Genomic DNA, 13,083 nt, shown 5'->3' with positions numbered 1-13,083 from the left:
CGAGGTTCATTCTGGAGAACTCAGCAGCGGGATCAATTCCATTTCAATGACATCGGTGGCCCGGATGATATCCGACCCGTTCAATGCTTGCAGCACCTGCTCAAGCTTCTCGGCCAGCAGTGTGCAGAGGCTTTCGGACGGTCCCGATCCGTCTGGCTCAGCTTGCTCCAGATAGTCAAGCCATTCAAGACAAGCCTGCTGAAACCAGCCGATCCCTTCATGGTCATCCCCGGCACGCCAGGCATTGCATCCCTGCTGGAGCAGCATTTGAAATATTTCATCCTCAGGATTCATAGGCATCATAGTCTCCTTCCTTCAGGCGCTGCAGAATTAACGGCGATCCTTTCGATAGGAACCACTCCGTGTTGGCTACCGCACTCTGGCTCAGCCATGCTGCCGACTGGTCAAACTGCAGGACAGGCTCCTGCATTTGGGCCGTATCGCCAGGGTGAAACAGGACCTCCGGATTGGAAACAAGCCATACATACCAGGCTTCAATCAGTGATATCAATCGCTGCCGGGAGGGGAAGCTTTCCTGAGTGCTCATCTGCCGTTCCTCCTTTGCTGTACCGATTTTGCCAAGGCGGAGTGACGCCTTACCGGAAAATACCGCTGAATCTTAATCAGATAGGTGCCCTTGCAAATCCCGCCTTCACCGGTGCATTCAATGGTTAAGGAGCGGATGGAGGGTATGTCAAAGGTGACCTGCTGGCCCTGCTCAACGGTGCCGGTCACGACCCGCCCGTAATTCAATCCGATGGTAGCCGTCATTGTTCCTTTGGTATAATTGTGGATTCGTACCAGCCCGGAGGAATGGGCGTGAAACGATTTAAAATACGTTCTCGGCATGCCGTCGCATAATTGAAAAATCGATCCGCATACCTTCTCGCAGGACGCGCGTCTGCGTTTATAGCAGCGTTTTCTATAGGTATGCCGTTTTCCGGCGCTGCCGCAGTTCATTTTGACCACGGTCACTTGCTTGTTGGACTGCGTGATATTGGAGCTTGCGATGGCCATGACAGTAGCCTCCTGTATAATCGCCTGTTCTTATCCAAGTATATTGTGCGGAGGGGATGAACGCCCTAGACATTCGCTCATTCTGGCCGGAAATGGGTAGATGACTCTCCGGCAGCCGCCCAGTATTACGGAGGAGGGAGGCTAGTGCCCGTGCCGGAGGTCCGCCGCATAACAGAGATTTCGGGGGATAGCGATTTATGCTGCTGTACGGGCCGCCTAATTCGTAAATAGGCCATGGACCACGTACTTTTACAGAATGGACCGATATAATAAACAAGAACGGGTAAGGAGGGAGAACATGGATTCCGAGTCGGCATTGATGCCGGGCTGCTTGCAATATGAATCCTCCAACCACTGTTTGCAATGTGAGTGGTTTGTTAATGATGAGGAAACGATTGTATTGTATACGACCAATGAAGTCATCCGGGCATCGGGAACCATTTCCTCTAACCCGGGTTCAACGAGAAAAATTGAGATTCAATTTTTATATGGGGGCGTAGTCGTAGAATCCTTATTTTTGCTTGCAGGCCAGACCACGGCCTTTACGATATCCGGTATGGACCAAATCCGGGTTATCGGTGTACAGGGAGCCAGCGCTATGGGGAAGTTATCTTTAATCCCCTGGTTTATGAGCTCATGAGCCATGGAGTTGCGTGCGGGGGACTGGGAACCGGCTCCGGCTCGTGGTAAACTGGGTTTTATCAGGGCGCGCCGGCGTGGCTTCTGAGTGTACATTTCAGCTGAATCTGAAGCAAAATCAAGGCGGTGCTTCTAAATGATGGGGAGGCTGTACGATGTATGTATTCCAGCATGGAGAGCTGGCTGTTCGTCACGTGAAGCAGGAGGATGAAGGCTATCTCCACAAATGGATGAACGATCCTCAGATTCTGGAGTTTTATGAAGGAAGAGACAGGCCCCACGATATGGCATTAATCCGGGAGCATTTTTACACGGAGGATGAAACGATTCGCTGTATGATTGAGCTGAACCGGGCGCCTATCGGCTATATGCAATTTTATGAGGTGAACCGGCTTACGCTGGCGTCCTACGGGTATTGCGCCGACGGTAAACGCAGCTTCGGGCTGGATCAGTTTATCGGAGAGGCTTCCTGCTGGAACCGGGGCATCGGCCAAGCCGTAATCCGGGCCATGGTGGCGGAGCTGGTGACGAATAAGCAGGCTGAACGCATTATGATGGACCCCCAGGCGTGGAATCTTCGGGCAATCGCCTGCTATGAGCGCTGCGGCTTTAAGAAGGTCAAGCTGCTGGAGGCCCATGAGCGGCATGAAGGAGAGTGGAGAGATTGCTGGCTGATGGAATATAAGCCGGAGCGATGTACATAAGCGTATATATCAGGCCATTCTCATGAAGTATGCGGGAATGGTTTTCTTTTGCATCCGGCTCTCCGGGCGTGTAAGATAGGGACATATTACATCTTAGAGAAAAAGGAGGGGGCGTTGTGGTTTTTGGAGCCCGCGTGTGGAAAACCGGCATAGCGGTTACATTAGCGTTATACATCAGCACTTTGTTAAGCTTCACCCCTCCCGTGATTGCGGCGGTCGCCGCGATTTTTGCCATGCAGCCTTCGATTTACCGGTCCTGGCGCTACTTTCTGGACCAGCTGAAGACGAACATCCTGGGGGCGGTGCTGGCACTTCTGGCCGGCAGCTATTTGTCGAACAATCTGATTGCAATCGGAATGGTATGTATTATTGTCATTATCCTTTGCCTGCGTATGGGGATGGAAGAAACGATAGGTCTTACCTTAGTGACTGTCGTAGCGGTTATGGAGGCCTCGGGGCATTGGACATTTGCAGTCAACCGGTTTTTGCTCTGCTTAATCGGTATCGGGTGTGCGTTTCTGATCAATATTTTGTTCTTTCCCCCGAAGCCGAAGGATCAATTCGAGGCTCAAATCCAGACGGTATTCAATAAAATTTCCTTGCTCCTCCGCACGGTAATCTCGGATGAGATGAAGGAAACTGTATTTCGCGCCGAAAAAGACGCGCTGTTCATTGCACTGCAAGGCTTGGCGGATAAATACAAGCTGATGGAAGAAGAGGTCAAGAAGCTGAAGCGGGCCGCGTTCGGCCGCAAGCGCCAGTTAGTCATCTACAAGCAAATGCTGCGGACATTGTACAAAGGCTATGAAGTGCTGGATGCGGTTGAGGAGCATTTTTTCCAGGCCGCCCGCACGGCTGAAACAAACGTCTTTTTTGACCATCACTTAGAAAAGCTGATCAAGTTCCATGAGCACGCCTTGCTGAAGTTTGAGGACAAGCTGAAGGCCGACAGCCCCATGAGTCAGGAAATGGAAGCGGAGAATGAACGGTTTATGGTTGAGCTTATAGGGCGCTATCAGGAGCGGCCCGCGGGCGCGCTGCGGCTGTCGGTTGTGGCTGCAGCTATTTATGATTACGGCTATCAGGTGGCTCGCTTGGACAGAATCGTGGATCATGACCAAAGCGGCGACCCGGAGGACAAGGATGCCGGGGAAGCGATTTTGAAGAAGCTCGGATTCAAATAAGCTGCGGACAACCATCAAGATTGGAGAAATCAGCAGCAAGCCTTCGAACCCGTTGTAAACCGGAGCGAAGGCTTGCTGCTTTTCGCTGCATGCTTTGATCGGGGGAGGCGGGCTTCACCCGCGATTCGGTCGATCTGCCTTGAATAAATATCACTGAAGGCTCATTGTATCATCGAATAAAATGGATTAATATGGGTGAAGGCGGGGCTTGCCGAGGGAGCTTGACAATGAATAAAATCTGGTTACGTATCGTCTGGATCATTCCCAATGCAGCCATGTATATCAAGTCCATTGGTTGATGGCGCTTTATTGTGATTCATTACGAGGAGCTGCAGGCTGTACGTAGACTGGCGATTTGGCAGCTTATGACGGCAGCGCTAATTGTTGTAGCTGTATATGGCAGCGGCTGTAATACCGATGGATGAAGGAAGGGAAGATTTGAGAACTTGTCTGAACAATACGCTCGCCGCAGCCGCAGAAAAATTGTAGCGGCTTTGACTTTGCTTAATGCGCTAGTGGTGTCCGTCTTGTACTTTATGGCGCCGGAAGGCCTGATGAAATTTATACTTGTCTTCGTCGTATTTTATTGGCTAAGCTATGGCATGTTTTTCGCCGTCGTGAGAAGGCAAATCCGTCATTCCGGCACACGCCGGAAGGCCGGCTTTTTCGACCTGTATACGATGCTGACCATTGTATGCTGCTCTGCAGGCTGTACGATGGCCTTGTATTTGTTTGTGACGACGCTGGAAATATTTTTTCTGGGCGGCTTGTCCTTATTCGCAGGACTTATTGCAAGCGCGATGCAGATTCGGATGAAATATGTAACGAAGTAAGCGCAGGAAGGAGTGCCATATGCTTCACTATCAGGACGAGCTGTTTCAGGATAACCATTTCAACCATCACAATTTCCGGGATCGGGAGCTGATTCGCTGCACGTTTGAACGCTGCAGCTTCATTGACGCATCGCTGGAGGAGGTGACCACCCTGGCTTGCCGGTTTGTGGCGTGCAATTTCGAGGGAGCCGCTCTCAGCGGGTCGATCCACACGGAATCGGCCTTCGTAAACTGCTCCTTTCAAAACGCCAAATTGTTCGCAGCCAAATTCAGTGAATGCAAAATGACAGGATCGGATTTCACCAAGGCGAACCTGAGCGGCGTGACGCTGGCCGGGGGCGACTGGTCTTACACCAACCTGCGGCATGTGCATTTTGCCAAGCAGGATCTGCGCGGAGTCCGGCTTGTTGAGGCCGACCTGATGGGGGCGAATCTGGAAAAAGCGGATCTGCGCCAAGCTGATTTATCCCGTGCCCAGCTGGCCCAGGCTGCGTTGAAGGGGGCGGATTTGCGAGGGGCCGCCATGGAGGGCGTCGATTTTTCCGTTGTCAATGTCAAAGGTGCGAAGATGGATCACCGGCAGGCCATCCTGTTTTTGCAGGCATATGGAGCCAAGGTGGAGTAGTACGGGGACCCAGGCCGCGGGATTCCTGATCCATGTCGCAGATCGCGCTGTAGCGGGCGGGCAGTTTATACAGATTTCCGAGGATTTACTTCAGCTTTATCGGCAATCGATATGCATCGGCGCGTGAAGCAGTAGAGCGGGTGCTCCAGATTGGCCGTTAAAGCACAAGGAAACAGGCTTCAACGGACTTGAGCCCGGAGCCTTGGCTGTAAAAACAGATATATGAAGAAGAACCTCCGTTTCCTGGCGTGCCGGGAAATCGGAGGTTCTTTTGCCTGAATCAGCCCGGTCAAGTCCGTTTGCAACTGAGGGCGGCTTTGGCAATACATTTGTAGAAAAATAAACGTGCATGACACTTTTAATAAAGTTTTAATAAATGGTTTATGGGGGATTCATTTTTGAAGGCTATGATGACGTTGTAACATCAATTCGCCTACAGGAGGAACCTATGAAGAAAAAGTGGGTTATGTTGGGAAGTGTCGTTGGGATAAGCAGTGTAGTCATGGCCGCGACCGGCTTCAGCGCGCTGGCCAGCACATCGGGCTATGAAGCGTACAAATCGGCATTGAAGCAGACAAAGGCCGTCCAAAACGTAACCGTTCAAGCGGGTGCATCGCTGCAGGATAACGGCCTGGAGCTGGTGCGTGCAAGCGGAAATGTCCGGATTGCGGCGGACAACCAAGCGGCAAGCGGGACGGCCGAGATATCGGCAAACGGCGCCTCGCAGTCCGTCAGCTTCTTCAAGCAGGCGGATCAAACTGTGGTCAAGCCCGGCGCAGAGGAGACTTATTACGTGAAGCAATGGGACAAGGCGAAGCAGGGGATGAATAGCGCCCATAAGGATGATCCCGAGGTTTCCGCCCAAGTGGAGACGGTTATTGATGCGCTTCTTGGGAATTTGAAGGATTATGTGGCTGTGGAGGACAACGCGGACGGAACCAAACAAATTTCGCTTCAGCTTGACAATACCCAGCTCCCGGCCGTCGTTAATGCCATTGCCCCCATCGCCATCAAGCACGCGACGAGGGAGCGTCCGATGAAGCAGCAGGGCAGCGGCGCAGAGGAGCTTCCTTTCCAGAAAAACTGGATTCAGGCCGCTGCGCCGGAGCTGACCCAGGATATCAAAATCGAGAACGTCCATTTGAAGGCTACTGTGAATGCCGCGAATTATATCGAGCATCAGGAGGCCGAGGTTACAGTCTCCGGTAAGGATGACAGCGGGGAAGCCCATCAGCTGACGCTGCATGTGGCGGCTGACTTGTCTGAATTTAACAGCACGACGCCGGAAACGATCGATTTGACGGGGAAAAACGTGCAAGAAATTAAAAAAGAGCGCCGCGGGCTCCGTCATACCGCTGAAGCGGGAGCGGAATAAGCAAGGTCTGCTTTTTAACGAGATCATCATTCATAGCTATGCCGCCGGACGGGCCTGTGCCGCGCAGGCTTGTCCGGCGGTGTACTAGATCAAGGGGGAAATGCTCTTGCAGCCAATTCTGGAAACGCATCGTTTGACCAAGACGTATGCCAATCAGCGCGGAATCAGGGACGTGAATCTCCAACTGCATGAAGGCGATATTTATGGGCTGCTCGGCCCGAACGGAGCCGGCAAGACAACGCTGCTGAAGCTGATTACCGGTCTCGTCCGGCCGGACCAAGGAACGGTGGTCTTGTTTCAAGGCGCATACGGCAATCCTTCGGAGCAAGGGCTCCATCACGTCGGCTGCATGATTGAAGCTGCAGACTTTTATGATTTTGTGACCGGTCAGCAGTACTTGGAGCTGGTTGCCCGTTATCATTCGAGCACAGGTCCGGGCGACATTGAAGCTGCTCTGGACGAAGTGGGCTTGAACCATGCGAAGAAGGACAAAATCCGGGGGTACTCGACCGGGATGAAGCAGAAGCTGGCGCTGGCAGCGGCCATCTTGCCGAAGCCCAGGCTGGTCATATTGGATGAACCGACCAATGGCCTCGACGTTGAAGGGATCGTCATGTTCCGGAAGCTCATCACCCGGCTATCCCGGGAGAGAAGCACCACATTTCTCATTTCAAGCCACATGATCCATGAGCTGGAGCAGCTTTGCAACCGGGTCGGCCTGATGACGGACGGGCGGCTCCGCCAGGAAGGGCATGTCTCTGAGCTATTGCAGAATCAATCCCTGGAGCAATACTACATCAGCCAACTGGAGCTGCTTAAGGAAAGGAAGGCGGGTGCATAGCATGAAGGCAGGATTTATCAATGAACTGATGTTGTTGTATTACAGGAAAAAAATAGTGGCATTCGGCGTAATCTCGATCTTGCTGCCGGTTGCAATGAGTCTGGTTCTTACGTCTGTTCAGCCGCTTCTGGGCCTGATTGGCATGACTCAGGGCTTTCCCGTACAGATGCTGACGTTGTATACTGGCATTTGGCTGCCTTTATTTATTATGCTGGTCACAGCCGATTTGTTTCCGGCGGAAATTGCCGGACGGACCTTGAAGCTGGCGCTGCTGCGCCCCAGTTCCCGTCTTCAGGTATTTGCGTCCAAAGCGGCTGCACTCGGAGCGGTCACGGGCGCGCTGCTCGTCCTGCTGGGCCTTGTAACGTTCCTCTGCACCTGGCTGGCAGGAGCTTCCGGGAGCTTGCCGGACGGGCTGAATATGATAGGGGCATACGCGGCGGCTCTGGTGTCTATGCTTGCGTTATCCGCTCTGTTTATTGCTGTGGGGCAATTTTTTAAAAGCGCCGGCGGTTTTATGATCTCCGCCCTGATTTTATACGGCGCCGCCAAGCTGGCTCCTTTTTGGGCCCCGGCGTTTGCCGCTTTCTCGCCGACCGCCTACACCTCATGGCATGAGCTGTGGCTGAGCCCGATCGTAGGAGCCGGGAAGCTGTGGACATCCGGCTTGTTTCTGATTTCCAGCACCCTGTTGTTTTTGGCCGTCGGTTACTATAAATTTGATCGTATAAGCGGCAAGCTCAACTAGAGCGGGTTTGCAAATGACTCCTTTCATAAGTTCATAAGTTCAAGTTCATAAGTTCATAAGTTCATAAGTTCATAAGTTCATAAGCAAATTGAACATAAACGGGGAATTAGAGATGTCCATTCGTCTGAGGCTGTTAATTTCTTATGCGGCCATGCTGCTTATTCCGCTGGTGATGCTGATCATAACAGCCATCCTCCTGGTGATCTTGTTCCGGGGTGATTTTCAGAGCATACAAGAGCAGTACGGCCCGGACAAAGCAGCATTCGAGAATCATGGCGTCATGCGTATGACCAAGGAGCTGTGGCGGACGGCGAATAAAAATCCGTCCTTGCTTGAGGACGCGGATTATTTGTCCGATATCGCCCGGGAGTTCGAGACGAACAAATCGGGGCTGCTCGTACGCAAGGAAGACCGTTTTACGTATATTTCACCCGCTTGGGCGGAAAAGAGCGATTTCTTAGCCCTGCTGCCTGCTTTTCACAGTCCCGGACATATGGAGAAAAAGGAGGATGTCCGCTATAATAACCAAATATTGGATGTAACTCAATACGATTATGTGGATGCCGCTAATCAGCGCAGCAGCATCTCCATCGTGACTGTCGTGAACCCGTTTGCCAGGTTTGCGCAGAAATTTTTCCCGGCGTTGTTTAATACTGCGGTCATTATATTAATCTTAACCCATACGTTGTTGACGTATTTTGTTTCTAGAAGTATCATTAGGCCTCTACAGAAATTGAAAAATGCCATGAAGCGGATGCAGGCGGGCGATCTGGAGTATCCCGTGCAAATCACAAGCAGGGATGAGATTGGACAGCTGGGCCTGGCCTTTGAGCAGATGCGCCGGCAGCTGCAGGAGTCGATTCAGACCCAACTGCAGTATGAAGAAAACCGGAAAGAGCTCATTTCCAATATTTCGCACGATTTGCGGACACCGCTGACCGCGATCCGGGGCTATATTGCCGGACTCGGCGACGGGATAGCGGATACGCCGGAGAAGCGGCGGAAATATATCGATATTATTTCATCCAAAGCTGACGAGATGGATCGTTTAATCGATGAATTGTTTCTATATTCCAAGCTGGATCTGAAGCAGCTCCCCTTCAATTTTGAAGCGGTAGGCTTCCGTGAATTTTTGTCGGGGTGGGCGGGTGACCTCGAATTTGAACTGGGCAAACAAAGCATCCATTTTGACATGGAAATGACACTGGATGATGAGATCACGGTGATGATCGATCGGGATAAAATCCGGCGCGTATTTTCGAACATTGTGGACAACTGCTTAAAATATATGAATAAACCGGAGAAGCAAGTCCGGCTGAAGGTGTTCCGTAACGGGGAGCGGGTAGTCATTGAAATTTATGATAACGGCATGGGCATCGACGAAGAAGCGCTGCCGCACATATTTGACCGGTTCTATCGCGCCGACCCGTCCAGAAACAGCCATACCGGAGGCAGCGGCCTCGGCCTCGCCATATCCAAGCAAATGGTCGAGGGCCATGGGGGCTCGATTCAGGCCCGGAGTGTGAAAGGGGAGGGCACGTGGATTACAATGCGCTTCCCCCTCAGAACGGACAAAGAGGGAGACAAGTGATGAAGCGAATCCTCATCGTAGAAGACGAGCGGCTGATCGCGGAGCTGGAGCGGGATTATTTGGAAGTCAGCGGGTATGAGGTGGATATGGCGTCAGACGGCGAGGAAGGCTTGCGCTTGGGGCTCAGCGGGGCGTATGATTTGATTTTGCTGGACCTGATGCTCCCCATCCTGAGCGGCTTCGAGGTTTGCAAGCAAATCCGGGAAGCGCATGATATTCCGATCCTGATGGTCACTGCCAAAAAAGAAGATATTGACGTCATTCGCGGCCTTGGGCTCGGAGCGGATGATTATATTACGAAGCCGTTCAAGCCGGGAGAGCTTGTCGCCCGGGTCAAGGCGCATCTGGCCAGATATGAGCGGCTGATTGGGCAAAAAGAGACGAGGGATATCATCCAGATACGCGGCTTGCGCATTGATTTTGCGTCCAGGCGTGTGTTTCTGCATGATCAGGAAATTGTACTGACGACCAAGGAGTTTGATTTGCTCTACTTCCTGGCAACCAATCCGAATCGGGTGTTCAGCAAGGATCATCTGTTCGAGAAAATCTGGGGCCTCGATTCGAACGGGGACACACAGACGGTAACGGTTCATATCCGGAAGCTGAGAGAGAAAATCGAGATAGATTCGTCCAAATATGAATATATTGAAACGATTTGGGGCGCCGGGTACCGCTTCCGAATCTGATTCTGTCTTTTTCGGAGCGAAGCAGCCGTCACAGCATGTGATAAACTCGGGCCTAGCTGCAACCGGCCTTATGCTTCATTCGTTCAACTAATATAACTTCTGTAGTTCCAATCATCGGGACGGCGTGTTATGCTAGCATCGATAATAGGAGGAGCGCGTGAACATGAATGTAACTCCACGTATATTACTTTTAACCGCTGGCTTTGGTAATGGACACGTGCAGGCCTCACGGGCTATACAGGAACAATTCCAGAAGCAGGGCGTGCAACAGGTGATAACGCTGGATTTGATGAAAGAGTCACATCCATTATTGAATACCATTATGATATCTTTATATAACAAAAGCACGCAAATCTCCCGGATGGGGATCGACTATTACGGGTGGACATATTATTTAACCCGCGAGTCGGAGTATGATGCGCTCATTAACCGTACGATGAATCAGCTGGGTCGGAAGAAATTAGTCCAAATCATCGAGCAGGAGCGGCCGGATGCGGTAGTCAGCACGTTTCCGTTCGGGTCTGCACCTGAGATTTGCCGATCCATGGGCATACATAATGTGACGGTGCTGACCGATTATGCGCTTCATTCGCGGTGGATTCACCCCAAGGTCGACAAATATTATGTGGCTACGGAGGAATTGCGGCAGCAGCTGGCGGACAAGGGCTTCAGCCGGGAGCAGATTACGGTCAGCGGCATTCCGATCCGCCAGCAGTTCTGCGATATGGAGGCCGCTCCCTTCCCCGAGCATGCTTCGGGCCGGACGATTTTGGTTATGGCGGGAGACGCCGGCATTTCTGCTTATATGGGGGACATGATTAGCGCTCTGCTGACGGTAGGAGAGGCGGAGCATGTAACCGTTATTTGCGGCCGCAACGATCGGCTGAAGCAGCGGCTTGCCGCCCAGTTTCCTTCTCATCCGCGGCTTTCCGTCATCGGCTATGTGAACAACATTCATGAGTTTATGGCGAGCGCGGCCTGCATCGTTACCAAGGCGGGGGGCTTAACCTTAACCGAGGCGATTTCGATGCGCCTACCGATTTTTATATTCAAGCCGTACGCCGGTCAGGAACGGGAAAATGCCGTATATTTATCCGAACGAGGCGCTGCATTTATTTCGAACCATGTGGAGGAGCTTGCAGCACAAATTGAGTGGCTGTTGGGCAGCAAAGCACGTTATGAAGAGACGAAGAAGTGTATGGCGGCGTTCAAAACGCGAAGAGCCGCGGCAGCCATTGTAGATGATATTATCCAAACGATTGCGCAGCCTGTCTCGCTGACCGTATGAGCTGCAGCTGGAAGAAGGCAGAGCCGAGTGCACCGCTGCACGCGGCTCTGTTTGTGTTATATCAGGCTTGCATCGGATAATGATTTCATTTATGATTGACATTACAGTAGGTCAAAAAAAGGAGTGTCATTATGTCCCCCCGTACCAAGGAGCAAAACGAGGAGATACGACTTCAGCGTGTCCGGGAAATTATGAAGGCTGCGGTTGATGTGTATTTGGAGCAGGGCATTACGATGGAAATGCGGGACATTGCCGCGAAGGCCGGCCTGGGCTATGGAACTGTGTACCATTATTACAAGAACAAGCTTATGCTGCTGGAGGATTTGCTATGGCTGGCATTTGAAGAGGCGAGGCTCTTGACAAATAAGGCCATTGCTGCTGACGGGGACTCCCGGCAGCGGCTGCGACGGTATACCTCTATGCTGCTGGGGCATTGGTTTTATGACCGTTCAACGTACATTTTGTATAAAATGATTTGGGAAAATTTCCACCAGGTGCCGGGCGGCCGGTTTCAAATGCTGTATGATCGGTTCCAAACCGATTTGCACGAGCCGCTTGTGCGTGTAGTCCAGGAAGCGCTTGGAGGCATGGAGCCTGAGAGTAAGGCCAACCTGCTGCTCGGCTCGATGATTGGCTGCGCCGGTTTATGGATTCATCACGGCCATGACGAGCCGGATACGGACCAGATGGCTGCTTCATTGTTGGCGGGCGTGCTGGGAAAGGAGCTGCTGTAGGATGATTATTTTGAAATCCAAGGATGAGATAAAAGGAGGGAATGGTGTTTACGATAGAGCCGATGCTGAATTGCGGCTCACCTCAGATGTTTATCGAAGCGGACGGCTGGACAGCAAGAACTATCGATGGCAGGCTGTCGGCGCAATATGAGCATACAGTGGCGATTACAGAAGACGGGCCGCTCCTCCTTACGGATCAATTCCTTTATTAAGGATTAGGAGGAACGAGATTAGCCTGTCTGAACAATCCGGCTGCCCGTTGAATCCGGCTGCCGCTTCTTAAGCTGGGCAAGGCTGTGCGACTACAATAGCGGCGCCAGCAAGGCACAGTGCTCCCGTCTGCAGGCCGGATAAGCCGCGCCCGAGAAACACAACATCCATGGCGGCCACCTCAAGCAGCAGCAGGTTATGAATCAGACTGCGCTTGTAAGCGCGCAGCTGCTTTTGCGTCCTGAAAGCAAGGCGCCCCGCGCATGTGGTCGACCGACCGCGCGGGGCGGATAGAATGGAAGCCGGGACGTGGCTGGGGGGGGGGGACCGCTCGCCGAATCAGTGAATATGGCTGCTTCGATTTCAGGATCTGGCCCTGAAGCCGGTGATCATGACGGAGTTGACATTTTACAACAGTTGGTGTAAAAATAAGATCATTCACATGATGACTCAAATTCACAGACGAGAACGAGTACGCTATTATCCTTGTTCCCCAGAGAGTTGGCCCTGTGCTGAAAGCCAATGAACGAGACATAGCCGAACATCCTCTCCGAGAAGGAAAGCTGAAGCTGATTAGTAAGCTGCCCCGGGCTCCCGCCGTTACAAGG

At 52.2% G+C, this 13,083-nt stretch carries 15 protein-coding genes, 1 pseudogene and 1 other annotated feature (1 of these 17 only partly in view); of the genes and pseudogenes, 13 read left to right on the top strand and 3 right to left on the bottom strand.

All coding sequences use genetic code 11. The features are described from left to right. Window positions 1-6 precede the first annotated feature (6 nt). Genes WBG83_RS11065 through WBG83_RS11055 form a run of 3 tightly spaced genes read right to left on the bottom strand, consistent with a single transcriptional unit; the run spans window position 7 to window position 1,017 of the window. Window positions 7-294: a hypothetical protein gene (locus tag WBG83_RS11065; protein ID WP_336745076.1), complete on the bottom strand. Its 288-nt coding sequence runs from the start codon at window positions 292-294 to the stop codon at window positions 7-9. Next, window positions 284-547, bottom strand: a complete 264-nt coding sequence (locus tag WBG83_RS11060; protein WP_336745075.1) for a hypothetical protein — start codon at window positions 545-547, stop codon at window positions 284-286. The genes WBG83_RS11065 and WBG83_RS11060 overlap by 11 nt, the downstream gene beginning before the upstream one ends. Beyond that, a complete protein-coding gene (locus WBG83_RS11055; RefSeq protein WP_336745074.1) occupies window positions 544-1,017 on the bottom strand; it encodes an S-Ena type endospore appendage in 474 nt (157 codons plus the stop codon). The genes WBG83_RS11060 and WBG83_RS11055 overlap by 4 nt, the downstream gene beginning before the upstream one ends. A gap of 298 nt (window positions 1,018-1,315) precedes the next feature. Here WBG83_RS11055 and WBG83_RS11050 point away from each other — a divergent pair, with 298 nt between their 5' ends. From WBG83_RS11050 to WBG83_RS10990, 13 genes and pseudogenes are all read left to right on the top strand, one after another. After that, on the top strand, window positions 1,316-1,657 hold the full coding sequence (locus WBG83_RS11050; RefSeq protein WP_336745073.1) for an S-Ena type endospore appendage: 342 nt from the start codon (window positions 1,316-1,318) through the stop codon (window positions 1,655-1,657). Window positions 1,658-1,811: 154 nt separating this feature from the next. Beyond that, the gene (locus tag WBG83_RS11045) at window positions 1,812-2,360 is read left to right on the top strand and encodes a GNAT family N-acetyltransferase (RefSeq protein WP_336745072.1); all 549 of its coding nucleotides are present in this window, start codon (window positions 1,812-1,814) and stop codon (window positions 2,358-2,360) included. Between the two features lie 116 nt (window positions 2,361-2,476). Then, the gene (locus WBG83_RS11040; RefSeq protein ID WP_336745071.1) at window positions 2,477-3,544 is read left to right on the top strand and encodes an FUSC family protein; all 1,068 of its coding nucleotides are present in this window, start codon (window positions 2,477-2,479) and stop codon (window positions 3,542-3,544) included. Between the two features lie 446 nt (window positions 3,545-3,990). Further along, window positions 3,991-4,377, top strand: a complete 387-nt coding sequence (locus WBG83_RS11035) for a hypothetical protein (protein ID WP_336745070.1) — start codon at window positions 3,991-3,993, stop codon at window positions 4,375-4,377. Between the two features lie 19 nt (window positions 4,378-4,396). Continuing rightward, window positions 4,397-5,002, top strand: coding sequence for a pentapeptide repeat-containing protein (locus tag WBG83_RS11030; RefSeq protein WP_336745069.1), 606 nt, complete (start codon window positions 4,397-4,399; stop codon window positions 5,000-5,002). Window positions 5,003-5,450: 448 nt separating this feature from the next. Then, the gene (locus tag WBG83_RS11025; RefSeq protein WP_336745068.1) at window positions 5,451-6,377 is read left to right on the top strand and encodes a hypothetical protein; all 927 of its coding nucleotides are present in this window, start codon (window positions 5,451-5,453) and stop codon (window positions 6,375-6,377) included. A 106-nt stretch (window positions 6,378-6,483) separates the two neighbouring features. Beyond that, the gene (locus tag WBG83_RS11020; protein ID WP_336745067.1) at window positions 6,484-7,218 is read left to right on the top strand and encodes an ABC transporter ATP-binding protein; all 735 of its coding nucleotides are present in this window, start codon (window positions 6,484-6,486) and stop codon (window positions 7,216-7,218) included. A 1-nt stretch (window position 7,219) separates the two neighbouring features. Continuing rightward, entirely contained in the window at window positions 7,220-7,966 is a 747-nt protein-coding gene (locus WBG83_RS11015; protein WP_336745066.1) for an ABC transporter permease, read from the top strand. A gap of 112 nt (window positions 7,967-8,078) precedes the next feature. Beyond that, window positions 8,079-9,557: a sensor histidine kinase gene (locus WBG83_RS11010; protein WP_336745065.1), complete on the top strand. Its 1,479-nt coding sequence runs from the start codon at window positions 8,079-8,081 to the stop codon at window positions 9,555-9,557. Continuing rightward, complete coding sequence (locus tag WBG83_RS11005) at window positions 9,557-10,243, top strand: response regulator transcription factor (RefSeq protein WP_336745164.1); 687 nt, start codon at window positions 9,557-9,559, stop codon at window positions 10,241-10,243. Before WBG83_RS11010 ends, WBG83_RS11005 begins: the two co-directional genes overlap by 1 nt. Before the next feature lie 163 nt (window positions 10,244-10,406). Next, the gene (locus tag WBG83_RS11000; RefSeq protein WP_336745064.1) at window positions 10,407-11,531 is read left to right on the top strand and encodes an MGDG synthase family glycosyltransferase; all 1,125 of its coding nucleotides are present in this window, start codon (window positions 10,407-10,409) and stop codon (window positions 11,529-11,531) included. Between the two features lie 131 nt (window positions 11,532-11,662). Then, on the top strand, window positions 11,663-12,265 hold the full coding sequence (locus WBG83_RS10995; RefSeq protein ID WP_336745063.1) for a TetR/AcrR family transcriptional regulator: 603 nt from the start codon (window positions 11,663-11,665) through the stop codon (window positions 12,263-12,265). 32 nt (window positions 12,266-12,297) lie between these two features. Beyond that, window positions 12,298-12,477: pseudogene (locus WBG83_RS10990) on the top strand (type I methionyl aminopeptidase); the annotation flags it as partial. Window positions 12,478-12,925: 448 nt separating this feature from the next. After that, window positions 12,926-13,083 (top strand) — a binding site (T-box leader) (it continues 99 nt past the right edge of the window).

The organism is Paenibacillus sp. y28, from assembly GCF_037137075.1.
Lineage (GTDB): Bacteria > Bacillota > Bacilli > Paenibacillales > NBRC-103111 > JBBBNV01.
This window is presented reverse-complemented; position numbering and strand designations above follow the sequence as displayed.

Coding starts and splice junctions, on each gene's coding strand:
- WBG83_RS11065 (WP_336745076.1), bottom strand. CDS start 294: ATGAATCCTGAGGATGAAATATTTCAAATGCTGCTCCAGCAGGGATGC.
- WBG83_RS11060 (WP_336745075.1), bottom strand. CDS start 547: ATGAGCACTCAGGAAAGCTTCCCCTCCCGGCAGCGATTGATATCACTG.
- WBG83_RS11055 (WP_336745074.1), bottom strand. CDS start 1,017: ATGGCCATCGCAAGCTCCAATATCACGCAGTCCAACAAGCAAGTGACC.
- WBG83_RS11050 (WP_336745073.1), top strand. CDS start 1,316: ATGGATTCCGAGTCGGCATTGATGCCGGGCTGCTTGCAATATGAATCC.
- WBG83_RS11045 (WP_336745072.1), top strand. CDS start 1,812: ATGTATGTATTCCAGCATGGAGAGCTGGCTGTTCGTCACGTGAAGCAG.
- WBG83_RS11030 (WP_336745069.1), top strand. CDS start 4,397: ATGCTTCACTATCAGGACGAGCTGTTTCAGGATAACCATTTCAACCAT.
- WBG83_RS11025 (WP_336745068.1), top strand. CDS start 5,451: ATGAAGAAAAAGTGGGTTATGTTGGGAAGTGTCGTTGGGATAAGCAGT.
- WBG83_RS11015 (WP_336745066.1), top strand. CDS start 7,220: ATGAAGGCAGGATTTATCAATGAACTGATGTTGTTGTATTACAGGAAA.
- WBG83_RS11010 (WP_336745065.1), top strand. CDS start 8,079: ATGTCCATTCGTCTGAGGCTGTTAATTTCTTATGCGGCCATGCTGCTT.
- WBG83_RS11005 (WP_336745164.1), top strand. CDS start 9,557: ATGAAGCGAATCCTCATCGTAGAAGACGAGCGGCTGATCGCGGAGCTG.
- WBG83_RS11000 (WP_336745064.1), top strand. CDS start 10,407: ATGAATGTAACTCCACGTATATTACTTTTAACCGCTGGCTTTGGTAAT.
- WBG83_RS10995 (WP_336745063.1), top strand. CDS start 11,663: ATGTCCCCCCGTACCAAGGAGCAAAACGAGGAGATACGACTTCAGCGT.